We start from the raw sequence: 20,599 nt of genomic DNA, 5'->3' as shown, positions 1-20,599 counted from the left end.
GCTGCGGAGGGGAACTCAGTGAAGATCCAGAACGCGTTCCGCGTGGGCTTGATCGGCACGTTGGGGGTGGGACTCGGCGTCCTCATCCTCACGTCGATCGTCAGCCTCGCCACGATCATCACCTACATCGGCGCGGCCCTGTTCCTCGCGCTCGGCATCGAGCCGTCGATCTCGTTCCTGGAGCGACGCAAGTTCCCGCGATGGCTGGCGCTCGTACTGACGCTGGTCGTCATCCTCGGCCTGTTCGTGGCTCTGATCTGGGCGATCGTCCCGGTCGCCGTCGGCCAGGCCACGCAGCTGGTCAACAACACCATCAACTGGGTCAACAACGGCGGGGCCGAGAGCTGGTTCCTCAGCCTCCAGCACCAGTTCCCGACGATCGTCAACCAGCAGAACATCAACGCGGTCACCGACTGGCTGCAGAAGAACCTCCCCGACATCACCTCGAAGGTGCTGCAGACGGGCATCGGGATCGTGCAGGGCGCGTTCGGCGTGATCATCGTGGTCATCCTCACGATCTACTTCACGGCCTCCCTGCCCAGCATCAAGCGCGCCGCCTATCAGCTCGTCCCGGCCTCCCGTCGCTCGCGGTTCGCCGACCTCGGCGACCAGATCACGGACTCCGTCGGCAAGTACGTGATGGGGCAGGTGTCGCTGGCGCTCGTGAACGGAGTGCTCAGCGCGATCTTCCTCACGATCATCGGGGCCAAGTTCCCCATCCTGCTCGCGTCGATCGCGTTCTTCTTCTCGCTGATCCCGCTGGTCGGCACGATCACGGGCTCGGTGATCATCGTCGCCGTCTGCTTCCTCTCGGGAACACCGACCGCGATCGCCGCCGCGATCTACTACCTCGCGTACATGCAGGTCGAGGCATACATCCTCAGCCCGCGCATCATGAACCGCGCGGTGTCCGTGCCGGGCGCTCTCGTGGTCGTCGCCGCGCTGGCCGGCGGCACGCTGCTGGGGATCCTCGGCGCCCTCGTCGCCATCCCGTTCGCCGCGGCGATCCTGCTCATCATCAAGCAGGTGGTCATCCCGCGTCAGAACGAGCTGTAGCGGGGCTCAGCGCCGCAGACTCCCAGCCGTGCAGACTCCCAGCGGTTCAGACTCCCCGCGGTTCAGGCGGGCGGCCACTGCGTGGGCAGCGGCAGCGCGGCCGGGTTCAGCCGCTCGACGATCTCGTCGAGCACCCGGCGCGTCTGGTTCTCGCCGACCCAGAGGTGCTTGCCGCCCTCCACGTCGACCAGCTCGATCTGCGGAAGCGGCCGGAAACGCTCCGCGGCCTCCGCGGGCTTCAGATAGTCGTCGTGCTCCGGGATGAGCGCCACGATCGGTCGCTCGTCGCCTTCCCAGGCGGCGAGGTGCTCCGGCTTGGCGCGGTGCAGCGGCGGCGAGAGCAGGATGACGCCGTCGACCGGGAATTCGCGACCGTACATCAGCGCGAGCTCGGTGCCGAACGACCAACCCAGCAGCCAGGGGTGCGGGAGGCCGCGCTCGCTCACGAAGGCCATCGCCGCCTCCACGTCGTACCGCTCGTCGACGCCGTGGTCGAACTCGCCCTGACTGCGCCCGCGCGGCGAAGCGGTGCCGCGCGTGTTGAAGCGCAGCACAGCGATGTCGGCCAGGGCCGGCAATCGCCCTGCGGCCTTGCGGAGGATGTGGGAGTCCATGAATCCGCCGCCTGTCGGCAGCGGGTGCAGCGTGACCAGCGTCGCGACCGGCTCACGATCCAGCGGGCTCGCAAGCTCGCCCACGAGGGTGAGGCCGTCCCTGGTGCGCAGCTCGATGTCCTCGCGCCGTGCAGGCAGCTCGATGCCGCCGCGGATCTCCGTCGGTGCGTCCGTCACGTCGGTGGTCTCCTTCATCCGTTCAGGCGATCTTCCAGCACGTCACGTGCCAGTGCCGTCGCGCCGCGAGGTCGGCCGAGTCGCCGAGCACGCCGTCGGCCCGCCAGGCGACCAGGTGCGCGACCCCGGGCCCGATCTCGCGGCCGCACCCGGGGCACAGGTAGCTCTTCTGCGCCTGGAGCGCCGACACGGGCTGCACGTTCCATTCGACGCCGCGCCGCACCTCCACGCGCTTCCAGCCCGCCAGCAGGCGGTCGAAGCCGTCCTGCTCCTCCTCACGCTGCACGCCATGACGGCGACGGGGGCGATTGCTGCGAGGCACTCCCCCAGTCTATGCAGGGCTCGACTGACCCGGTGTCAGTACCAGCCGGTCGACTGGGAGTGGCCCCAGGCACCGCACGGGTTCGTGTACCGGCCGGCGATGTAGCCGAGGCCCCACGAGATCTGCACCGAGGCGTCCGTCTGCCAGCCCGGACCCATCTTGCTGCCGGGGAGGGCCTGCGGGATGCCGTAGGCGCCGCTGGGGTTGGACGCGTTCACGCGCCAGCCCGACTCCCGGTTCCAGAGTGCGACGAGGCAGCTGTACTGGTCGTCGCCCCAGCCGCGCTGCTGCACCATCTGGTACGCGATGGCCTTGGCCGTTCCCGGGTCGGGAGCGGGCGCCGAGGGGGCGCTGGAACCGCCACCGCCACCGCTTCCGCTCGACGACGACTTGGTCGGCGTCGGAGTCGGAGTGGGGGTCGGCGTGGGCTTCGGCTTCACGCCGAGGACGTCGCGCGTGACCGTGGTCGCGGACGCGTCGGGAGCCGTCAGGCTCTGGACCGGGGCGTCGCCGTAGCGGGAGGTCTGGTCGATGTTCTGCAGGGCGTCGGCGTACGCCGGAGTCGCCGCGCTTCCCGAGTACGGGTCGACCACGTTGACCAGCGCGAAGCCGACGGCGGCCGTGAAGGCGAACCCCCAGATGGCCGCTCGCGACCTGATGTGAGGGCGCCTCGAACGACGGAACGCGACTCCGACCGGGTTGGCAGGGGTCAGCGGAACGATTTCTGCTGCTTCACGTCTACCCACGATCACAAGACCATAACGAACAATTCACGAGTTTCCAAGGAGGGACACCCTTACTCAGCTAATGACCAGGCTCAGCGGACCGCCAGCATCACGTCCGTGACACTGTCCAGAAGGAGGTCCACCTGGGCCTCACGATACCCCCCGCGCTGTTCCCGGAAAGTCACGGTGCGCACCTCGTCGACGCTCATGGGACGGCCGTCCTGGAAGTACTTCACGAGCCGGCCGGCGAAGCGGTCGACGTCTTGACGGTTGTACCCGAGGGTCAGGAGGCTGACCCTCTGGAACCGGTGGCCGATGGGCCGCTCGAGGCGGTCGAGGATCGCCTGGGCCGTCGTGCGCGCCTGCTCGAACCACTGGGCGTCGCTGGACTCGCCGCGCGCCGCGTCGCGCTCGCGAGCGGCGAAGGCGTCCTCCAGGCGCTCCAGCGCGGCATCCACGTGCGAGGTGGAGTAGCCGCCCTTGGCCATCGAGAACGCCGTGTGACGGATGTCGGCGGCCGTCAGCGCGTTGCTCGACGACGGGTCCGCGTCGTACGCCACGCGGGCGTTCGCGAGGAACTCGTCGACCTGGTCGACGTCGTATCCGAGCTTCGACTTGGGGCTCCGGGGAAAGGTGCTCACCACGCCATTCTGTCAGGTGAAGATGAGGAACAGCACGTAAGTGGCTGCCGCCGAGGGCAGGATCGAATCGAGCCGGTCGAGGAAGCCGCCGTGACCCGGCAGCCACGAGCTCATGTCCTTGATGCCGAGATCGCGCTTGATCAGCGACTCCGCGAGGTCGCCCGCCGTCGCCGTCAGCAGTGCCACGAGACCGAACACGACGCCGAACCACCACGGCTGCCCGATCATGAACACCGACAGGAGGACGCCCGCGACGACGGCCGCGACGGCCGCTCCGGCGAAGCCCTCCCACGTCTTCTTGGGGCTGATCGTCGGCGCCATCGGATGACGACCCCACGACAGCCCGCTCGCGTATGCGCCGGTGTCGACGGCCACGACGACGATCAGGAAGGCGAGCACCCACCACTCGCCGCCGTTCTCGGCGAGGAGGAGGATCGCGAACGATCCCAGGAGTGTCACGTACATCTGCACGAGGACGCTCCAGGCGAGGTCGCGGGCGAGCGCCACTCCCCCGGCGCGCTTCGCGGGAAGCGCAGCCTCCTCCACCAGCCGCCAGACGACCACCAGCAGGATGCCGGCCGCCAGGGCGATCAGCTGGCCGCCCGCGTGGAACCAGAACGTGGCCGGCACGATCGCCAGCGATGCGATCACCGTGGGGATGCGCGGGACGCGCCTCGCGGCGCCGCGGAACGCTTGTGTGAGTTCGAACGCCGCGAACCCGATCATCGCCGCCCCGAACAGCAGGAACAGCTCCTTGATGAAGATCAGGCTGACGATGAGCAGCGCACCGGCCACCAAGCCGATCAGGATCGCCAGGATCAAGTTGCGACCGGTTCGCGCGGCGATCCGCTCGTTGGTCGCGTCGAGCTGAGCCTTCCTGGCCAGCACCTGTCGCTCGAAATCGGCGCGGGTGGCCTGCACTTGCGCACGGATCTCCGCGCGTGCCGCCGCCTTCCCCCGTCTGCCCGACTCCGGCGTGCGGGGCGCGCCGGGGCTGCTGCCCTCGCTCATCAGACCTCGAGGAGCTCTGCTTCCTTGCGCTTCAGGGCCTCGTCGACGGCGTCGACGTGCGAGCGGGTCAGGGACTCGAGCTCCTTCTCCCCACGAGCCACCTCGTCGTCCCCGACCTCGCCCTTGAGCGCGTCGAGGTCGTCCTTCGCCTTGCGACGGATGTTGCGGATGGCCACCTTGGCGTCCTCGCCCTTGCCGCGGACGATCTTCACGAACTCCTTGCGGCGGTCCTCCGTGAGCTCGGGCAGCGTGACCCGGACGATCTCGCCGTCGTTCCCGACGTTCGCCGAGAGGTTCGGCATTGCGACGATGGCCTTCTCGATGTCCTTGAGCGCGGACTTGTCGTACGGCGTCACCAGCAGGACACGCGCCTCCGGGTTCTGGAGGCCGGCGAGCTGAGCGAGCGGAGTCGGCGAGCCGTAGTAGTCGACCAGCACCCGCTGGAAGAGGGCGGGGTTGGCACGCCCCGCGCTCACCGTGCCGAAGTCGTCCCTCGCCGCGTCCACGGTCTTGCTCATACGCTGGCGGGCGTCGGAAATCACATCGGCGATCACGGTTTCTCCTTCAGATCGGTGAGTCGGTGTCTAGTCTAGGGCCAGGGTGCCCGGCGGCCCGTGCACGGCCGGGGGCCGCCGGAACTCGGCGACAGGCGGCGGTGCCGGGCTCAGCCGAGCAGCGTGCCGATCTCGGCGCCGAGCAGAGCGGCCGTCACGTTGCCCGCGGGCTCGATGCCGAAGATGCGCATCGGCATCCCGTTGTCCATGCAGAGGCTGAGCGCGGTGGAATCGACCGCCTTGAGACCCTGCTGGAGGGCGTCCTGGTGGCTGATCTGGTCGATCTTCCGCGCGTCCGGGTTGGTGCGCGGGTCGGCGTCGTACATCCCGTCGACGCCGTTCTTGGCGACGAGGACGACGTCGGCGCTGATCTCCAGAGCCCGCTGGGCCGCGACCGTGTCGGTCGAGAAGTACGGCAGTCCGGCGCCGGCGCCGAAGATGACGACCCGGCCCTTCTCGAGGTGTCGTTCGGCGCGGCGCGGGATGTACGGCTCGGCCACCTGGGTCATCGCGATGGCGGACTGCACGCGCGTCTCGGCGCCGGCCTGCTCGAGGAAGTCCTGCAGGGCCAGTGAGTTCATGACCGTGCCGAGCATGCCCATGTAGTCGGCGCGTCCGCGGTCCATGCCGCGCTGCGAGAGCTCGGCGCCGCGGAAGAAGTTGCCTCCGCCGACGACGATCGCGATCTCGACGTCGGTCGCGGCCTGGGCGATCTCGCGGGCGATGCTGCTGACGATGTCGGGGTTCACCCCGAGCTGCCCGCCGCCGAACGCCTCGCCGGAGAGTTTGAGGAGGACCCTGCGTCTCTGAGTGGATGCCGACATACGTGTACGAGTCCTTCCGTGTGTTTCGTTAACGCTAGTGCGTGCGTGCGTCGCGTGAACAGTTCGCGTGCGCACAGAAAAGGAGTCCGGATCGTGGATACGATCCGGACTCCTTCATGCCTGGGTCAGGCGCCGACCTTGAAGCGGGCGAAGCCCGAGACGGTCAGACCCGAGTCCTTGAGGACCTGGGCGATAGTCACCTTGTTGTCGCGGGCGTACTCCTGCTCGAGCAGGGCGACCTGCTTGAAGTAGGCGCCGAGGCGACCCTCGATGATCTTCGGGAGCGCGGCCTCCGGCTTGCCCTCGTTGCGCGAGATCTCCTCGACGATGCGACGCTCGTTCTCGACCTCGTCGGCCGGGACGTCCTCACGGGTGAGGTAGGTCGGGTTGGCGAACGAGATGTGCTGCGCAATGCTGCGAGCGGTCTCTGCGTCGGCGCCGGCGTAGCCGACGACCACGCCGACCTGCGGCGGCAGGTCCTTGGAGGTCTTGTGCAGGTAGACCGCGAAGTTCTCGCCGGAGACGACCGCGATGCGGCGGAGCTCCACCTTCTCGCCGAGGATCGCCGCCTCGCCGCCGATGAGCTCGGCGACGGTCTGCGACCCGGCGGGGGCGGCCAGGGCCTCCTCGACGGTGGTGGCGCCGGCGGCCGCTGCCGCGTCGAGCACCTTGTCGGCCAGGGCGATGAACTTCTCACCCTTGGCGACGAAGTCGGTCTCGCACGCGAGCTCGATCATCGTCGCCGTGCCGTTGCCGTTCTCCTTCGCGGCCACGAGGCCCTCGGAGGTGGAGCGGTCGGCGCGCTTGGCGTTGCCCTTCGCACCCTTCAGGCGCAGGATCTCGGTGGCCTTCTCGATGTCGCCACCGGCCTCCTCGAGGGCCTTCTTGGTGTCGACCATTCCGGTGCCGAGCTGCTCGCGCAGGGCCTTGATGTCAGCGATGCTGATGTTTGCCATGTTCTGACTGGAACCTTCTGACTCGAAGTTGGAAGTTTGGTTACTTGGCCTCGGCGTCGGCTTCGCCCTCGGCGACGACCTCGGCGGAGTCCGCCTTGGCCTCGGCGAGGTCGGCGTCGGCCGCCTTCTCGTTCTCGGCGGAGGCCTGGACCTCGTCGCTCGGCTGAGCGAGGAGCTCCTGCTCCCACTCGGCGAGCGGCTCGGCCGGCTCGGAGCCCTCTTCGGGCTTCTGGTGACGCTGGATGAGGCCCTCGGCCGCGGCGTCGGCGACGATGCGGGTGAGCAGCGTGACCGAGCGGATGGCGTCGTCGTTGCCCGGGATCGGGTACTGGACCTCGTCCGGGTCGCAGTTCGTGTCGAGGATGGCGATGACCGGGATGCCCAGCTTCTTCGCCTCGTCGATCGCGAGGTGCTCCTTCTTGGTGTCGACCACCCAGATCGCGCTCGGGGTCTTCGACAGGTTGCGGATGCCGCCGAGCGACTTGTGCAGCTTGTCGAGCTCGCGCTTCTTGATCAGCAGCTCCTTCTTGGTGAAGCCGCTGGTGGTGCCCTCGAAGTCGAGCTCCTCGAGCTCCTTCATGCGCGCGAGGCGCTTGGAGACGGTCTGGAAGTTGGTCAGCAGACCGCCCAGCCAGCGCTGGTTCACATAGGGCTGGCCCACGCGGGTCGCCTGCTCGGCGATCGCCTGCTGCGCCTGCTTCTTGGTGCCGACGAAGAGGATGGTGCCGCCGTGGGCGACGGTCTCGCGCACGAACTCGTAGGTCTTGTCGATGTAGGCGAGCGACTGCTGCAGGTCGATGATGTAGCTGCCCGAGCGCTCGGTGAGGATGAAGCGCTTCATCTTCGGGTTCCAGCGGCGGGTCTGGTGTCCGAAGTGGACGCCGCTGTCGAGCAGCTGGCGCATGGTGACGACGGCCATTGCCGTTCTCCTTGTCTTGCGCGCCCGGCCCTGAGGCGGGGACGCGACTCTCGGTTGTCCCGCGGCGATCGGTCGATCGTCGCGCCTGGTGCCCTGCGCTGCCCCGCACCCGCGCACCCGCACGGAGAACCGTGGAGGATGATCAGGAGACCGGTGGAGACGCGCCCGCCCTTCGAAGAGGGCGTTTTGGACACGCGTAGTCACTCCGACATGCGGAGTGCAAGGACAATCCTATCAGGGACGCCGGCCTCTCAGGAACGCGGCGGCGCTGGACGCGAGCTCAGGAGCGCGGGACCGTGTCGCCCGACGATCTCACCTGAGGGCCGCGACTGCGGCCGGCATTGGCGAAGAGCGTCTCGGCGTGCTCGAGAGCCATTCCGTTCGTCTCCGGCACTTTGAAGAACACGAAGAAGAACGAGAGGGCGGCGAACACCGCGTACAGACCGTACGTGAACGGCAGCGAGAAGTCCGACATCGGCGGGAAGGAGACCGTGACGAGGAAGTTGGCGATCCACTGCGCGGATGCTGCGACGCCGAGCGCCGCACCGCGGATACGCGGTGGGAAGATCTCTCCCAGCAGCACCCACACCAGCGGGCCCCACGAGGCGCCGAAGCAGATGACGAAGAGATTGGCCGCGATCAGGGCGATCGGCCCCCACGGGTTCGGCAGGGACACGTCGGCGCCCGACTTGTGGGCGAAGCTGAAGGCGAGCGCCATGACCGCCAGCGAGATCGCCATGCCGACCGAGCCGGTGAGCAGGATCGGACGGCGGCCCACGCGGTCGACGAGCAGGATCGCGACGACCGTCACGACCACGTTCGTGACCGAGGTGATCACGGTGATGAGCAGCGAGTTGCTCTCCGTGAAGCCGACCGCCTTCCACAGGGTCGTCGAGTAGTAGAAGATCACGTTGATGCCGACGAACTGCTGGAAGACGGACAGGATGATGCCGATCCAGACGATCGGTTTCAAGCCGAACCGGTTGCCGCGCAGGGTGCTCTTCGCGGCGTCCTTGTCCTGCTCGATCGCCTGCTCGATGTCGCGCACCTGGCGGTCGACGTCCTCCTCGGGGACGAGCGTGGAGAAGATCGCCCGCGCTTCGTCGTGCCGCCCCGTCGACAACAGGTAGCGCGGCGACTCGGGCAGGATCAGGGCGAGGATGCCGTAGACGACCGACGGGATGACGCCGACGAGGAACATCCACCGCCAGGCCTCCAGGCCGAACCAGAGCTGGTTGGCCGCCGCGCCCGCTGCGCCCGCGAGGAGGGCGTCGGAGAGCAGGGCGACGAAGATACCGATCGTGATGGCGAGCTGCTGCAGCGACGCGAGTCCGCCGCGCCGCTGCTTCGGCGCGATCTCGGCGATGTACGCCGGTGCGACGACCGACGCGATGCCGATGCCGAGGCCTCCGATGATGCGCCAGAACCCGAGGTCCCAGACCGAGAAGGACAGCCCCGCCCCGATCGAGCTCGCCAGGAACAGGACTGCGCCGATCAGCATCACCCGGATGCGGCCCCAGCGATCGGCGAGCCGACCTGCGAAGTAGGCGCCGGCGGCGCATCCGAGCAGGGCGATCGCGACGATGAAGCCGGTCACGAACGCGTTGAGCGCGAAATTGTGCTGGATCGAATCGACGGCGCCGTTGATGACCGACGAGTCGAAGCCGAACAGGAACCCGCCGACAGCTGCCGCGGTCGCGAGGCCGACGACCCTGCGTTTCATCGCCGCCGTGGGCTCGGGGACCCTTTCCTCCCCGTCGGACGTGGTGCTGCGTTGATCAGACATGTCATCCCTCTTCGGTTGTAGCCCGCGAGCGAGAGGTCGCGGCGTTGCACACGGTACGCCGCTCTTCGGTTGGGCAGAAGAGTCCTTCACATCCCCCGGCGGCCGGCGGGTTTGCACAGATACCGCGCTCGAGGGCACCGCGAGCCGGCGGTCCGGACACAGTGGAGGGAGAGCTTGGAGGCATCGCGGAAAGGAGTCGGAGGATGGGGATCTGGCGCGTGCTCGTCAGCGCGGCTACGGTGGTCGTGCTCGCCGGGGCTCTGTCGTCGGGGGCGAGTGCGGTGGGCGAGAGCAGGCAGGCAGGCACGAGCGGGAGGTCCGCCGCGGCCAGGGGTGCGGCCGAAGCGGCTCCGCGGTGGCAGTGGCCGGTTGCTCCGGCTCGCGTCGTCCAGACGTATGCAGCACCGCCATCCCCCTACGCCGCCGGGCATCGGGGCATCGACCTCGCCGCCTCGACCGGAAGTGCCGTGGTCGCTCCAGCGGATGCGACGGTGCATTTCGTGGGAGTCGTCGTGGACCGGCCGGTCCTCACCCTCGATCACGGTTCCGGGATCCTCTCGTCGTACGAACCGCTGGTGGCGGATGGCCTGGAGCCGGGCGACCCGGTGACGCGTGGATCCCCGCTCGGCGTCGTCGGTTCCGGCGCCCACTGCTCGGACGCCTGCCTGCACGTCGGGGTGCGCGTCGACGGCGGCTACGTGTCACCGCTGCTGTTCTTCGACCGCGTGCCGCACTCGGTGCTGCTGCCGTTGCAGGGCGTTATGTCGGACCGTGGTCCGGCCGACACGGGTCAGGCGCGCGGGTGAGCGATCCGGTAGCTCTCTTTGAGCCGTTCGGTCGAGACGTGCGTGTAGATCTGAGTCGTCCCGAGGCTCGCGTGGCCGAGGATCTCCTGGACCGCTCGCAGGTCCGCTCCCCCGTCGAGCAGGTGTGTCGCCGCGGTGTGCCGCAACGTGTGGGGTCCGGCCGGTCCGCCGCCGGGCAGGTCGATGAGCAGGGACGCGACGAGCTGGTAGACCGCACGCGTGCCGAGACGTCCTCCGCGCGCGCCCAGGAGCAGCGCGGGACCTGAGCGTTCTGTGGCGAGGGCGGGTCGTGCTGTCGCGAGGTACCGCTGAACTGCACGGAGCGCGGGAACCCCGAACGGCACCACCCGTTGCTTGTTGCCTTTTCCGATCACTCGCAACGTGAGCCGTTCGAGGTCGACGTCGTCGACGTCGAGCCCGGTGAGCTCGCTCACACGGATCCCCGCCGCGTAGAGCAGCTCGATCACGACCACATCGCGTATCGCCGCCGGCTCGCCGTCCGCCGCGCGTTCGCTCAGCGCCGTGAGGAGGCCGTCGATCTGCTCCCGCGTGATCACGCGCGGAAGGTGCTTGTCCGCTTTCGGCGCGCGCAGGCGGGCGGCGGGGTCGGGCGCCGTAGCCATCGCGGCGGTGTCGCTCTGGTCGGGATGCGTGCCGGTGCCGCGCGCGGTCCACGCGCTGAACCCGCGCGCTGCGGCCGATCGGCGGGCCAGGGTCGCCTTGGCGAGCCGGCGTTGGGCGCCCTCCCAGAGCCAGTCGCGGAACAGGTCGAGCGTCAGCTGCTCCGTCGTCGTCACGTCTCGAGAATGGGCGAACTGCTCCAGCTGCGCCAGGTCGGACCGGTAGGCGCGCACCGTCTGCGCCGAGTACCCGCGCTCGACCGCGAGATGACGGAGGTAGCCGTCGACAGCGCGTCCGAGTTCCACTGCTCCAGCTTCCGCCATCCGCCACGGCGCGTCACGCGGCGCACCGGCGCCGAGCGGAATGCGTCGTCGATCGGCCCGACGTCGGCTGTCGGGACAGCGCCTCGCAAGACGGGCACCCGCTTCAGATGAACAGGCTGCCCGCGCTGTCGGTTCGCGAGCGGCCGTGAGCATCACGGCGTGGTCGCCGCATCCGGGCGGATGACCTCCCCTGAGCCGCGCACCCCAGGTGCCGGTTCGATCACCTGCGGAACCATCCGTCATGCGCCTCCCACGCGACTGCGTGCGCACCGAGGCGCCCCAAGGCCGCGACCACCGAGTCGAGCGCGAGACCGGTGCGCTCCGCGAGTTCCTGGACGCTCCTGCCGCGCGACACCGAGAGCTCCGCGCGGACCCGATCGTCCGGATCGCCCTCCGGCGGCCGCGCTCGCTGATCGTCGTCGGCCGGCCGCTCCGCGCTCGGTAGAGCACCGAACGGGTCGGCCAGCTCGGCCATCTCGTCCGGGGTCGTCACGCAGGTCGCAGCGTATTCGCGGATCAGCCGGTGGCACCCCTCCGACGCCTTCGACGTGATCGGTCCAGGGACCGCCCCGAGCGGCCGACCGAGCTGGGCGGCGTGCCCGGCGGTGTTCAGCGATCCGGACCTCGCGCCGGCCTCGACGACGATCGTCGCACTGCTCGCCGCCGCGATCAGCCGGTTGCGCATCAGGAAGCGCCATCGTGTCGGCGTCGAGCCGGGCGGCAGTTCGGCGATGAGCAGTCCGTGCTGGGCGACACGCTTGAGGAGGTCGTCGTTTCCGGCAGGGTAGAGCCGGTCGACGCCGCCGGCGAGGAAGGCGACCGTGACTTGATCGCTGGAGAGGGCGGCACGATGCGCCGCGGCATCCACCCCGTATGCGCCTCCCGAGACGATCGCGAAGCCGCGGTCGCTGAGCCCGGCCGCGCTCTCGAGGGCGACGTGCTCGCCGTACCCGCTGGCCGCCCGCGCTCCGACCAGGGCGACCGAGCGCGAGAGCAGCGGCAGCCGCTCCGGGTCGCCGCGGACCCACAGTGCCAGTGGCGCTCCGTGATCCAGCTCGCCCACCGATTCCGGCCAGAGCGGATGCTCCGGCGTCACGAGCGCGGCGCCCACTCGGGCTCCGCGGTGGAGCGGAGCCCAGACCGGGCCACCCGGGAGCCGCGCTCGCCAGCGCGCCAGCGCATCCCGCAGCCGGGCGACCGTCGGGATCGCCGGGGCGCCCGCTGCCTCCAGCGCGCTCCGGACGTGCTCCGGCGCCACGTCGTCCGTGACGGCGGTCAGCACCTCCCGGGAGCCGAGCGCTGCGACGAGCGCCACCGCGTCGGTGTCGCCGGGCTCGGACGCGGCGGACAATGCGACCCGCGCGACGGCCGCCACGGCCGACCTATGGTCCGGGTACGGCTCCCCCGGCGTCACGGCCCCCACGACCGCGGCGAGTTCGCGGGAGGGAAGGCCCGGGATCGTGTCTTGCAGCCGTGTCATGCGCCGACCCCTCGACGCAGATACAGCGCATGCCCGATGTGGTCGGAGGTCGGGCTGACCGCGCCGTCCAGGTCGGCGAGAGTCCAGGCGACGCGGAGCGCGCGATCGTAACCCCGCATGGTGATGCCTCCGCGCTCCAGTGCTCTGTCGAGAGCTGCGCGCACGGCGGCCGGCACGCGCCGCTGCGCGGACCGCAGCCACGGGCCCGCCGCTTGCGCGTTCGTGGTCCAGCCGGTGCCGGCGAGCCGTTCGTTGGCGCTCGCCCGCGCCTGCTCGACGCGCGCCCGGAGGTCCGCGCTCGTACGGGACGGCGGTCCCTCGTCCGTCGCCGTGCGCAGCGCACCGAGGCCGAGGCGACGCACGGTGAGCCGGAGGTCGATGCGGTCGAGCAGCGGGCCGGACAGCCGCGTGAAGTAGCGGCGGCGTGCGATCGGCGTGCAGCTGCACTCCTCGTCGGCGGAGCCGTAGCGGCCGCACGGGCACGGGTTCGACGCCAGCACGAGTTGGAAGCGCGCGGGGAAGGCCGCCGTGCCGTTGGCCCGATGGATCGTGATTCCACCGGACTCCAGCGGCTGCCGCAACGCATCGAGCACGCTTGGCGGGAACTCGGCGGCCTCGTCGAGGAACAGGACCCCGTTGGTGGCGCGTACGATCGCACCCGGTACGATCCGCGTGCTTCCGCCGCCGACCAGGGCCACGGCCGACGCCGTGTGGTGCGGCGCCTCGAAAGGAGGCCGGTGCACCAGAGCACCGCCTACTCCCCTGCCTGTGAGCGAACGGATCGACGTCGACTCCAACGCCTGCTCCGCCGTCAGATCGGGCAGCAGCGAGGGCAGCCGGCGCGCGAGCATCGTCTTTCCCGCGCCGGGCGGCCCCACCATCGACACGTTGTGGCCTCCGGCAGCCGCCACGACGAACGCGTCGACCGCCTCGTCGTTGCCGGACACGTCGGCCATGTCGGGCTCGGAGGCGGCGACCGGGACGTCGTCTGTCAGCGGGACCGGCTCCTCGTCCATCGGCTCGAGCTCCGCGCCGTGGAGGATCGCGGCGGCGCGCAACCCCACGACGGGAACCACCTCGATGCCGGCCACGAGCGCCGCCTCGTCGGTGTTTGCGGCCGGGACCAGCACACGCCGGAAACCGGCGTCGCGCGCAGCGAGGACGGACGGCAGGATGCCGGGCACCGGACGCAATCGGCCGTCGAGTCCGAGCTCCCCGAGGTGCACGGCCGACGCGGCGGCCTCCACCGGGATCTCCCCCGACGCCGCCAACGCGGCGACGGCGATCGCCAGGTCGAACCCCGAACCCTGCTTGCGCAGGGCGGCGGGCGACAGGTTCACGGTGAGCTTGCGCTGCGTCAGGGAGCAGCCGGCGTTCGTCGCCGCCGCGGAGACGCGCTTGCGCGACTCCCCGAGAGCCGCGTCCGGCAGCCCGATCAGTACGAATGCCGGGAGACCGGCCGAGATGTCGGCCTCCACCTCGACGATGTCGCCACGCACGCCGGTCAGCGCGACGGCGAAAGTGCGGGCGACCGCCATCAGGCCACCCCCTCGAGGTGCTCGATCGACGGTTCCGCGGCCCGTGCGGCGAGAACCGCGATCGCGTCGATGCGCATCCCGCCCGGGACCGGCCCGTGCACGCGGCACCATTCCGCGGCGAGCCGCCTCAGCCGCGCCGCCTTGTCAGCCGTGATCGCCTCGAACGGATGCCCGTAGGCGACCGAGCTGCGCGTCTTCACCTCGACGAACACCGTCGTCACGCCGCGCCGTACGATCAGGTCGAGCTCTCCGGCCGCGCACCGCCAATTGCGATGCAGCACCGTGTATCCACGCTCCTGCAGCCAGCGCGCCGCCAGGGCCTCCCCGTCACGACCCAATCGGTCTTTCTCTGCCATGTGTCCTCCCATGACCAGACTGGCCGGGGAGGATCGCGCGAGACGTGTCGAGCGGGAATCAGTGGAGAAGTCGGCGATTCAGAGGGCTGTGGAGGAGTCGGGTGCAGGGGTCGCGTCGCCGCACCGCGTCACTCGTCGAGCGCGAGTTCCTTCGGGAGCTCGAACTCCTTGCTCGAGAGCTCCTCGATGTTGACGTCTTTGAACGTCAGCACGCGGACCGATTTGACGAAGCGGTCGGCACGGTAGACGTCCCAGACCCAGACATCGTTCATCGTGAGCTCGAAATAGAAGTCGTGCTCCGTGTCGCGGCGAACGAACTCCACCTCGTTCGCGAGGTAGAAGCGGCGCTCGGTCTCGATCACGTACTTGAACTGCGAGACGACGTCCCGGTATTCGCGATACAAAGCCAGCTCGACCTCGCGGTCGTAGTCGTCGAACTCGTCTTCATCCATTGTTCGTCAAGTCTAACTGCGACACGGGCTCTGTCGGCATGTCGAGGGTCTGGAGGTCCTTCAACCAGGTCAGCCGGTGCAGCGCGCTCGGTCCGAGGGAGGCGATCGCCGCGAAGTGCTCGGGAGTCGAATAGCCTTTGTTGCTCACCCAGCCGTAACCGGGGTACTGCACGTCGTGCTGGATCATCAGCCGATCGCGATGCACTTTCGCGATCACGGAGGCGGCGGCGACGGACGCGCAGTCGCGGTCGGCCTTGATGCGGGTCACCACGCGCGCGGGGCGCATCAGCGCCGGGTTCAGGTAGTCGTAGTTGCCGTCCAGGATGAGGGTGCTCTCCCGCACCTGGGCGCCCTGCTCCTCGAGGCTCGCCAGCGCGCGGGCGCCGGCGAGTCCGAGGCAGCGCATGATGCCAAGCGAGTCCACCTCCTCGGCGGATGCCAGACCCACGGCGTGGAAGAGCGACCAGCGCCGGCACGCTGGTTCCAGTGCCTCGCGCACGGGTTCCGGGAGCAGCTTGGAGTCGCGCAACCCGGGCGGGATGCGCTTGACGGCTGTGTCGATGACGACCATTCCGACCGCCACCGGACCGGCGAGGGCGCCGCGACCGACCTCGTCGACCGCGACGATCGACGTGACGCCGTCGCGGTAGAGCGCCTTCTCGAAGCGCAGCGTGGGTGCGATCGGGGCCATCATCGCTGGTTCTCCTTCACTCCGCGGAAGGCTTCAGGATAGTCGTCCAGCCAGGTCCATCTGTTCATCGGCCAGCTGATCACCACCGCCCGCCCGACGACATGGTCGAGCGGCACGAAGCCGTGCCCGGGCAGCGCCTGGTTGCGGGAGGAGTCCTGCGAGTCGTACCTGTTGTCTCCCATCACCCAGAGATGCCCCTTCGGTACCGTGACATTGAAGGCGAGGGTCGCCGCGTTCGTCTGCCCGGGAGGGATCTGGGCGTACGACTCCACGATCGCCGTGCCGTTGACCGTGATGCGTCCCGCCGTGTCGCAGCAGACGACGTGGTCCCCCGGGAGTCCGATGATCCGTTTGACCAGGTGGTCGTCGCTGTCCGAGGCGGACAGGCCGACGAACGTGAGTGCGGTGTCCGCCGCCTGGGCCAGCGGGTTGCGGACCACCGGCGGCGACGACGGGAGCCACCCTCCCGGGTCGCGGAAGACCACAACGTCGCCACGGCTGAGGCCGAAGACCGACGGCTGGAGCTCGTTGACGAGGATCTTGTCGTTGATCTGGAGGGTGTTCTCCATCGACCCGGACGGGATGTAGAACGAGCGGACCACGAAGGTCTTGATCAGGAAGGCGACCAACAGGGCGATCACGACGACGACGAGCACGTCGCGGAGGAAGAGCAGGACTCCACGGCGGCTGCGTGCCCGCCCGGCCGAGCGGGTCGGCAGCGTCTCATCCGTCATTCGCTCGCCTTACGTCTCTTTCCCGGCCGCTCAAAGCACTGAGCTCCCGGTCCAGTGTAGGACCGGGAGCTCAGCGGAGGATGCGCGCGAAACGCTCAGTTGTCGCGCTTCTCCTTGATCTTCGCCTTCTTGCCGCGCAGCTCGCGGAGGTAGTACAGCTTGGCGCGACGGACGTCACCACGGGTGACGACCTCGATGTGGTCGATGACCGGGGAGTGGACCGGGAAGGTACGCTCGACGCCGACCTGGAAGCTGACCTTGCGGACCGTGAAGGTCTCGCGGACGCCTTCGCCCGAGCGGCCGATCACGACGCCCTGGAAGACCTGGATACGAGAGCGGCTGCCCTCGATGATGTTGACGTGCACCTTGACGGTGTCGCCGGCGCGGAACGCGGGGATGTCCTGCTTGAGGGACGCGGCGTCCACCTGATCGAGGATGTGCATTGCTGTTCGCTCTCTGTACCCGCCGGCAGGTCGGGGACGGACTCGGGGCCGCACGCTGCGTGGCAGGCGGAGCGGCCGGGATTCGATTGGGTGTGCGCGCTCGAGATGCTGGCTCCCCTGCGGCAGAGCCTGGCGGCGGCACGAAGATCTATTCTGCCATGCGCGCGGCCCTATTGCCAAAGCGCGCCGCGGCACGGGCGCTCAGGTCGAGGGCCGGTCCTCGCGCCGCTCCTCGATGATGATGACGTCGGCGTCGTCGACGACCGGTTCGCTCGCGGAGTCGTTCACCTGCTGGGGGTTCGCGACGCGCTGGTAGGCGGCGTACGAGACCTGGACGCGTGAGCGCGTCTCGGTCACCAGCTCCCACAGTCCTACCCAGAAGAGGCCGAGGAAGAACAGGACCCCGAGGACCGCGAGCCACCCGCTCGCGCCGGGCGGGAAGAATCCGAACGCGATGATGGAGGCGCTCCAGCCGGCGAGGAGGCCGGTGTCGTACCACGACACGGCACGCGCATCCCGGACGCTCTTGCGGGCCATCAGGATGCCGCCGACGGCGATCAGCGCCACGAAGAGGATCGGGCACAGCACGAGGAGGCCGAGGAACGTCCAGCCGCTGCCCTCGTGGAATGCCGCCCAGCCGATCAGGAGCCATACCGGCAGCACGACGGCGGACGGGAACAGCCACCAGTAGAACGCCTTGCGGATGATCACGCCTTCAGCGTAGCCGCGTGTGGCTGGGCGGCGGCTGCGGGTTCGCCGCAGGCGGACCATGGAAGACTGGGAACGGTACGCGCGAGAGAGGAAACACGTGATCGAGTTGAGGACCCCTGCCGAGATCGAGCAGATGCGGCCGGCGGGACGATTCGTCGCCGAGGTGCTGGCCGAGACCGCTGCGGCGGCACGTGTCGGAGTCAACCTCCTGGAGCTCGACGCCCTCGCCCATGAGATGATCCGCTCGCGCGGCGCCGAGTCCTGCTACATCGACTACCACCCGTCGTTCGGTGCCAGCCCGTTCGGCAAGGTGATCTGCACCTCCGTCAACGACGCCGTCCTGCACGGGCTCCCCCACGACTACCGGCTGCGCGACGGCGACCTCCTGAGCCTCGACTTCGCGGCGAGCGTCGACGGCTGGGTGGCCGACTCCGCCGTGAGCCTGGTGGTGAGCTCCCCGCGCGACGAAGACCTGCGGCTCATCGAGACGACCCGGCGCGCGCTGACCGCCGGCATCGCGGCTGCGCAGCCGGGTGGCCGGGTCGGCGACATCTCGGCGGCGATCGCGGCCGTGGCGCACTCCGAGGGCTACTCGATCAACACGCAGTTCGGAGGTCACGGCGTGGGGCGCACGATGCACGGCGACCCGCACATCCCGAACGACGGCCGTCCCGGTCGCGGCTTCCCGCTCCGCCCCGGGCTGGTCATCGCGATCGAGCCGTGGTTCCTGGAGACCACGGACGAGATCTTCACCGACCCCGACGGCTGGACCCTGCGTTCCGCCGACGGCTCCCGCGGGGCCCACTCGGAGCACACCGTCGCCATCACCGATGACGGGCCGCTCGTCCTCAGCGCCCCCTAGCGAACGGCGCACGAGCGCCGCGGGCGCTACGGCAGGAGATCGGGGCGCACGCGCGCGGTGCGCTCCAGCGACTGCTCGCGGCGCCAGGACTCGATCGCCCCGTGGTTTCCGGAGAGCAGCACCGCGGGGACGTCGTGCCCGCGCCACTCGGCGGGCTTCGTGTACGAGGGGTATTCGAGGAGGCCGTCCTCGTGCGACTCCTGCACCAGGCTCTCGGGGTTGCCGACGACCCCGGGGATGAGCCGGCCGATCGCCTCGATCATCGCCATGGTGGCGACCTCCCCGCCGTTGAGCACGTAGTCGCCGACGCTGACCAGCCGCACGCGCGCCCGCCCCGCGTACTCGTCGAAGACCCGCTGGTCGATGCCCTCGTAGCGCCCGCAGCCGAAGACCAGGTGCGACTCGGAGGACAGCTCGCGCGCCATCGCCTGCGTGAAGACATCGCCGGCGGGCGACGGGAAGATCAGCAGCGGGTCGTCGGAACCGTCGAGGATCCCGTCGAGCGCCTCGCCCCACGGCTCCGGCTTCATGACCATTCCGGCGCCGCCGCCATACGGTGTGTCGTCGACGGTGCGGTGCCGGTCGTGGGTGTGGTCGCGGAGGTCGTGGACTCCGAGCTCGATGATCCCCGACTGCCGCGCCTTGCCGAGAAGCGAGATGTCCAGCACATCGAAGAAGGTCGGGAAGATCGTGACGATGTCGATGCGCATGCAGGGAAGTCTATTCGGGGACGACCGCGAGCTCCCGGTCGCGCGGCACCAGCGGAGCGGCGATCGCGGGGCAGACGGCCACGGCGGCGAACGCCAGCGGGAAGCCGACCCAGCCGATGAGCGCGCCGACTGCAGGGCCGACGACCGATGCAGCGAGGAACTGCCCCGTGTTCTGCGCCCCGAGCGCACGCCCCGACCAGAACGGACCGGCGATCTCCGCCACCGACGTGTAGGCGAGGCCGTTGTCGGCGACGGTCACGACGGCTGCCGCGATGAGGATCACGGCCGCGGCGACCGAGCCGAGGGCCGAGGCCACTCCCATCAGCAGCATGACGGCCACCGCGGCGACCGACACCCAGCGCAGCGGCACCAGATGGCTGCCGACCCGATCGCTGAGCACGCCGACCCCGATGCGTCCGACGGCGCCGACGAACTGGCTGACGCCGATCACGATGCCGGCGGCGAGGGAGGTGAAATGCAGCTCGGTCACGAGCCAGACCAGGCCGAAGGTCGACACGGTGAACTGCGGCACCACCAGCAGCATCGAGACGATGTGGATACGCCACAGCAGCGACGTCTCGCGATACGGGCGCCACGCGGCGTGCGGGTGGACAGCCTCGCCGTCGGCGGTCGTGCGAGGCGGCCTCGGCGGGTCGACGATGCCGATCGCGCACAGCACGGCGGAGACGCCGCAGAGCACAGCGGGAACGGCCAAGGCGGCCGGGATGCCGCCGGACCCCGCCAGCACCGGAACGCTGATCGCCGCGATGGCGACGCCCAGCGGCTGGCACATCTGCCGGATGCCCATCGCCAGGCCGCGCCGCTCCTTGGGGAACCAGCCGATGACGACCCGCCCGCTCGCGGCGTTGGGGCTCGCCGCCGCCATGCCTCCCACGAGGAAGAGCGCGCCCAGCGCCACGTACGACGAGACGAACATCGCGGCGACCGCGGCTGCCGCGGTGATCGCCAGGCCGGCGGCGATGACCCAGCGCTCCCCGATCCGGTCGCTCAGCGCACCCCAGGCGATGAGCGAGAGCACCAGCCCGAGCGTGGGAGCCGACGCCAGGAGGCCGGCCTGCGCGAGGCTGAGCCCTCGTTCCGTGTGGAGGAGCGGGATGAGGAACGCCGGAGTGGACACGAAGACCGTCGAGCTCGCCTGGCCGGCGACGCCGAGGGCGAGCATCAACCAGGGTCGCGGGGTTCGGACATTCCGGGTGTCTGCTCGCGTCGGATCGTTCATGCGGTATACCCTAGCGGTATACCGACTTGGTATACCAACAAGGAGTG

24 protein-coding genes are annotated in these 20,599 nt (G+C 69.6%); 3 read left to right on the top strand and 21 right to left on the bottom strand.

Annotated features, from left to right (window positions below; translation table 11 throughout):
• Positions 1-18 precede the first annotated feature (18 nt).
• Positions 19-1,056: an AI-2E family transporter gene (locus ASF88_RS15045; RefSeq protein WP_055920072.1), complete on the top strand. Its 1,038-nt coding sequence runs from the start codon at positions 19-21 to the stop codon at positions 1,054-1,056.
• 62 nt (positions 1,057-1,118) lie between these two features.
• Here ASF88_RS15045 and ASF88_RS15040 read toward each other — a convergent pair whose 3' ends face one another.
• The 10 genes from ASF88_RS15040 to ASF88_RS14995 all read right to left on the bottom strand — a co-directional run bounded on the left by ASF88_RS15040 (position 1,119) and on the right by ASF88_RS14995 (position 9,585).
• On the bottom strand, positions 1,119-1,865 hold the full coding sequence (locus ASF88_RS15040) for an alpha/beta hydrolase (protein WP_055920069.1): 747 nt from the start codon (positions 1,863-1,865) through the stop codon (positions 1,119-1,121).
• Between the two features lie 4 nt (positions 1,866-1,869).
• Positions 1,870-2,169 (bottom strand): hypothetical protein, encoded by a 300-nt coding sequence (locus ASF88_RS15035; protein ID WP_055920065.1) that lies wholly within the window; start codon positions 2,167-2,169, stop codon positions 1,870-1,872.
• 35 nt (positions 2,170-2,204) lie between these two features.
• Entirely contained in the window at positions 2,205-2,915 is a 711-nt protein-coding gene (locus tag ASF88_RS15030; protein WP_055920574.1) for a hypothetical protein, read from the bottom strand.
• Positions 2,916-2,986: 71 nt separating this feature from the next.
• The gene (locus ASF88_RS15025) at positions 2,987-3,535 is read right to left on the bottom strand and encodes a DivIVA domain-containing protein (protein WP_055920571.1); all 549 of its coding nucleotides are present in this window, start codon (positions 3,533-3,535) and stop codon (positions 2,987-2,989) included.
• Positions 3,536-3,547: 12 nt separating this feature from the next.
• Positions 3,548-4,546 carry a phosphatidate cytidylyltransferase gene (locus ASF88_RS15020; protein WP_082518985.1) on the bottom strand — a complete coding sequence of 333 codons (999 nt, stop codon included), beginning with the start codon at positions 4,544-4,546 and terminating at the stop codon, positions 3,548-3,550.
• On the bottom strand, positions 4,546-5,100 hold the full coding sequence (gene frr, locus ASF88_RS15015; RefSeq protein ID WP_055920061.1) for a ribosome recycling factor: 555 nt from the start codon (positions 5,098-5,100) through the stop codon (positions 4,546-4,548). The genes ASF88_RS15020 and frr overlap by 1 nt, the downstream gene beginning before the upstream one ends.
• Before the next feature lie 110 nt (positions 5,101-5,210).
• The gene (gene pyrH, locus ASF88_RS15010; protein WP_055920057.1) at positions 5,211-5,924 is read right to left on the bottom strand and encodes a UMP kinase; all 714 of its coding nucleotides are present in this window, start codon (positions 5,922-5,924) and stop codon (positions 5,211-5,213) included.
• A gap of 125 nt (positions 5,925-6,049) precedes the next feature.
• On the bottom strand, positions 6,050-6,880 hold the full coding sequence (gene tsf / locus ASF88_RS15005; protein WP_055920054.1) for a translation elongation factor Ts: 831 nt from the start codon (positions 6,878-6,880) through the stop codon (positions 6,050-6,052).
• Between the two features lie 40 nt (positions 6,881-6,920).
• Entirely contained in the window at positions 6,921-7,799 is an 879-nt protein-coding gene (rpsB, locus tag ASF88_RS15000) for a 30S ribosomal protein S2 (RefSeq protein ID WP_055920051.1), read from the bottom strand.
• A gap of 280 nt (positions 7,800-8,079) precedes the next feature.
• A complete protein-coding gene (locus tag ASF88_RS14995) occupies positions 8,080-9,585 on the bottom strand; it encodes a sugar porter family MFS transporter (RefSeq protein ID WP_082518984.1) in 1,506 nt (501 codons plus the stop codon).
• A 203-nt stretch (positions 9,586-9,788) separates the two neighbouring features.
• On the opposite strand from ASF88_RS14995, the gene ASF88_RS14990 reads away from it, so the two are divergent.
• On the top strand, positions 9,789-10,391 hold the full coding sequence (locus tag ASF88_RS14990; RefSeq protein WP_055920045.1) for a M23 family metallopeptidase: 603 nt from the start codon (positions 9,789-9,791) through the stop codon (positions 10,389-10,391).
• On the opposite strand, the gene ASF88_RS14985 is transcribed toward ASF88_RS14990, so the two are convergent.
• From ASF88_RS14985 to ASF88_RS14945, 9 genes are all read right to left on the bottom strand, one after another.
• Positions 10,376-11,317: a tyrosine recombinase XerC gene (locus tag ASF88_RS14985; RefSeq protein WP_055920042.1), complete on the bottom strand. Its 942-nt coding sequence runs from the start codon at positions 11,315-11,317 to the stop codon at positions 10,376-10,378. The genes ASF88_RS14990 and ASF88_RS14985 overlap by 16 nt on opposite strands.
• Before the next feature lie 238 nt (positions 11,318-11,555).
• Positions 11,556-12,815, bottom strand: a complete 1,260-nt coding sequence (dprA, locus tag ASF88_RS14980; RefSeq protein WP_055920039.1) for a DNA-processing protein DprA — start codon at positions 12,813-12,815, stop codon at positions 11,556-11,558.
• Positions 12,812-14,353: a YifB family Mg chelatase-like AAA ATPase gene (locus ASF88_RS14975; RefSeq protein ID WP_055920036.1), complete on the bottom strand. Its 1,542-nt coding sequence runs from the start codon at positions 14,351-14,353 to the stop codon at positions 12,812-12,814. The genes dprA and ASF88_RS14975 overlap by 4 nt, the downstream gene beginning before the upstream one ends.
• Complete coding sequence (locus ASF88_RS14970) at positions 14,353-14,709, bottom strand: YraN family protein (protein ID WP_055920033.1); 357 nt, start codon at positions 14,707-14,709, stop codon at positions 14,353-14,355. The genes ASF88_RS14975 and ASF88_RS14970 overlap by 1 nt, the downstream gene beginning before the upstream one ends.
• Positions 14,710-14,837: 128 nt before the next feature.
• Positions 14,838-15,161: a DUF2469 family protein gene (locus ASF88_RS14965; protein WP_018190696.1), complete on the bottom strand. Its 324-nt coding sequence runs from the start codon at positions 15,159-15,161 to the stop codon at positions 14,838-14,840.
• Positions 15,154-15,852 (bottom strand): ribonuclease HII, encoded by a 699-nt coding sequence (locus ASF88_RS14960; protein ID WP_055920030.1) that lies wholly within the window; start codon positions 15,850-15,852, stop codon positions 15,154-15,156. Before ASF88_RS14960 ends, ASF88_RS14965 begins: the two co-directional genes overlap by 8 nt.
• Entirely contained in the window at positions 15,852-16,586 is a 735-nt protein-coding gene (gene lepB / locus ASF88_RS14955; protein ID WP_055920027.1) for a signal peptidase I, read from the bottom strand. The genes ASF88_RS14960 and lepB overlap by 1 nt, the downstream gene beginning before the upstream one ends.
• Before the next feature lie 95 nt (positions 16,587-16,681).
• Positions 16,682-17,029, bottom strand: coding sequence for a 50S ribosomal protein L19 (gene rplS / locus ASF88_RS14950; protein WP_055920023.1), 348 nt, complete (start codon positions 17,027-17,029; stop codon positions 16,682-16,684).
• 201 nt (positions 17,030-17,230) lie between these two features.
• The gene (locus tag ASF88_RS14945; protein WP_055920020.1) at positions 17,231-17,740 is read right to left on the bottom strand and encodes a hypothetical protein; all 510 of its coding nucleotides are present in this window, start codon (positions 17,738-17,740) and stop codon (positions 17,231-17,233) included.
• 97 nt (positions 17,741-17,837) lie between these two features.
• On the opposite strand from ASF88_RS14945, the gene map reads away from it, so the two are divergent.
• Complete coding sequence (gene map / locus ASF88_RS14940) at positions 17,838-18,602, top strand: type I methionyl aminopeptidase (RefSeq protein WP_055920017.1); 765 nt, start codon at positions 17,838-17,840, stop codon at positions 18,600-18,602.
• 26 nt (positions 18,603-18,628) lie between these two features.
• Here the strand turns inward: map and trmD are convergent, their stop codons facing one another.
• Positions 18,629-19,312, bottom strand: coding sequence for a tRNA (guanosine(37)-N1)-methyltransferase TrmD (gene trmD / locus ASF88_RS14935; protein ID WP_055920014.1), 684 nt, complete (start codon positions 19,310-19,312; stop codon positions 18,629-18,631).
• Between the two features lie 10 nt (positions 19,313-19,322).
• A complete protein-coding gene (locus ASF88_RS14930) occupies positions 19,323-20,552 on the bottom strand; it encodes an MFS transporter (protein ID WP_055920012.1) in 1,230 nt (409 codons plus the stop codon).
• Between the last annotated feature and the right edge of the window lie 47 nt (positions 20,553-20,599).

It is taken from the genome of Leifsonia sp. Leaf336, from assembly GCF_001423695.1.
In the GTDB taxonomy this organism is placed as follows: Bacteria; Actinomycetota; Actinomycetes; order Actinomycetales; family Microbacteriaceae; genus Leifsonia.
The sequence above is the reverse complement of the archived record's forward strand: the minus strand, read 5'-3'. Positions and strand labels throughout refer to the sequence as shown.

What these genes read in the sequence shown, in the direction of transcription:
- ASF88_RS14995 (WP_082518984.1), bottom strand. Translation starts at nt 9,585, where the DNA reads ATGTCTGATCAACGCAGCACCACGTCCGACGGGGAGGAAAGGGTCCCC.
- ASF88_RS14965 (WP_018190696.1), bottom strand. Translation starts at nt 15,161, where the DNA reads ATGGATGAAGACGAGTTCGACGACTACGACCGCGAGGTCGAGCTGGCT.
- ASF88_RS14960 (WP_055920030.1), bottom strand. Translation starts at nt 15,852, where the DNA reads ATGGCCCCGATCGCACCCACGCTGCGCTTCGAGAAGGCGCTCTACCGC.
- ASF88_RS15020 (WP_082518985.1), bottom strand. Translation starts at nt 4,546, where the DNA reads ATGAGCGAGGGCAGCAGCCCCGGCGCGCCCCGCACGCCGGAGTCGGGC.
- dprA (WP_055920039.1), bottom strand. Translation starts at nt 12,815, where the DNA reads ATGACACGGCTGCAAGACACGATCCCGGGCCTTCCCTCCCGCGAACTC.
- ASF88_RS14975 (WP_055920036.1), bottom strand. Translation starts at nt 14,353, where the DNA reads ATGGCGGTCGCCCGCACTTTCGCCGTCGCGCTGACCGGCGTGCGTGGC.
- tsf (WP_055920054.1), bottom strand. Translation starts at nt 6,880, where the DNA reads ATGGCAAACATCAGCATCGCTGACATCAAGGCCCTGCGCGAGCAGCTC.
- trmD (WP_055920014.1), bottom strand. Translation starts at nt 19,312, where the DNA reads ATGCGCATCGACATCGTCACGATCTTCCCGACCTTCTTCGATGTGCTG.
- ASF88_RS14930 (WP_055920012.1), bottom strand. Translation starts at nt 20,552, where the DNA reads ATGAACGATCCGACGCGAGCAGACACCCGGAATGTCCGAACCCCGCGA.
- lepB (WP_055920027.1), bottom strand. Translation starts at nt 16,586, where the DNA reads ATGACGGATGAGACGCTGCCGACCCGCTCGGCCGGGCGGGCACGCAGC.
- ASF88_RS15040 (WP_055920069.1), bottom strand. Translation starts at nt 1,865, where the DNA reads ATGAAGGAGACCACCGACGTGACGGACGCACCGACGGAGATCCGCGGC.
- ASF88_RS14970 (WP_055920033.1), bottom strand. Translation starts at nt 14,709, where the DNA reads ATGGCAGAGAAAGACCGATTGGGTCGTGACGGGGAGGCCCTGGCGGCG.
- rplS (WP_055920023.1), bottom strand. Translation starts at nt 17,029, where the DNA reads ATGCACATCCTCGATCAGGTGGACGCCGCGTCCCTCAAGCAGGACATC.
- ASF88_RS14990 (WP_055920045.1), top strand. Translation starts at nt 9,789, where the DNA reads ATGGGGATCTGGCGCGTGCTCGTCAGCGCGGCTACGGTGGTCGTGCTC.
- pyrH (WP_055920057.1), bottom strand. Translation starts at nt 5,924, where the DNA reads ATGTCGGCATCCACTCAGAGACGCAGGGTCCTCCTCAAACTCTCCGGC.
- rpsB (WP_055920051.1), bottom strand. Translation starts at nt 7,799, where the DNA reads ATGGCCGTCGTCACCATGCGCCAGCTGCTCGACAGCGGCGTCCACTTC.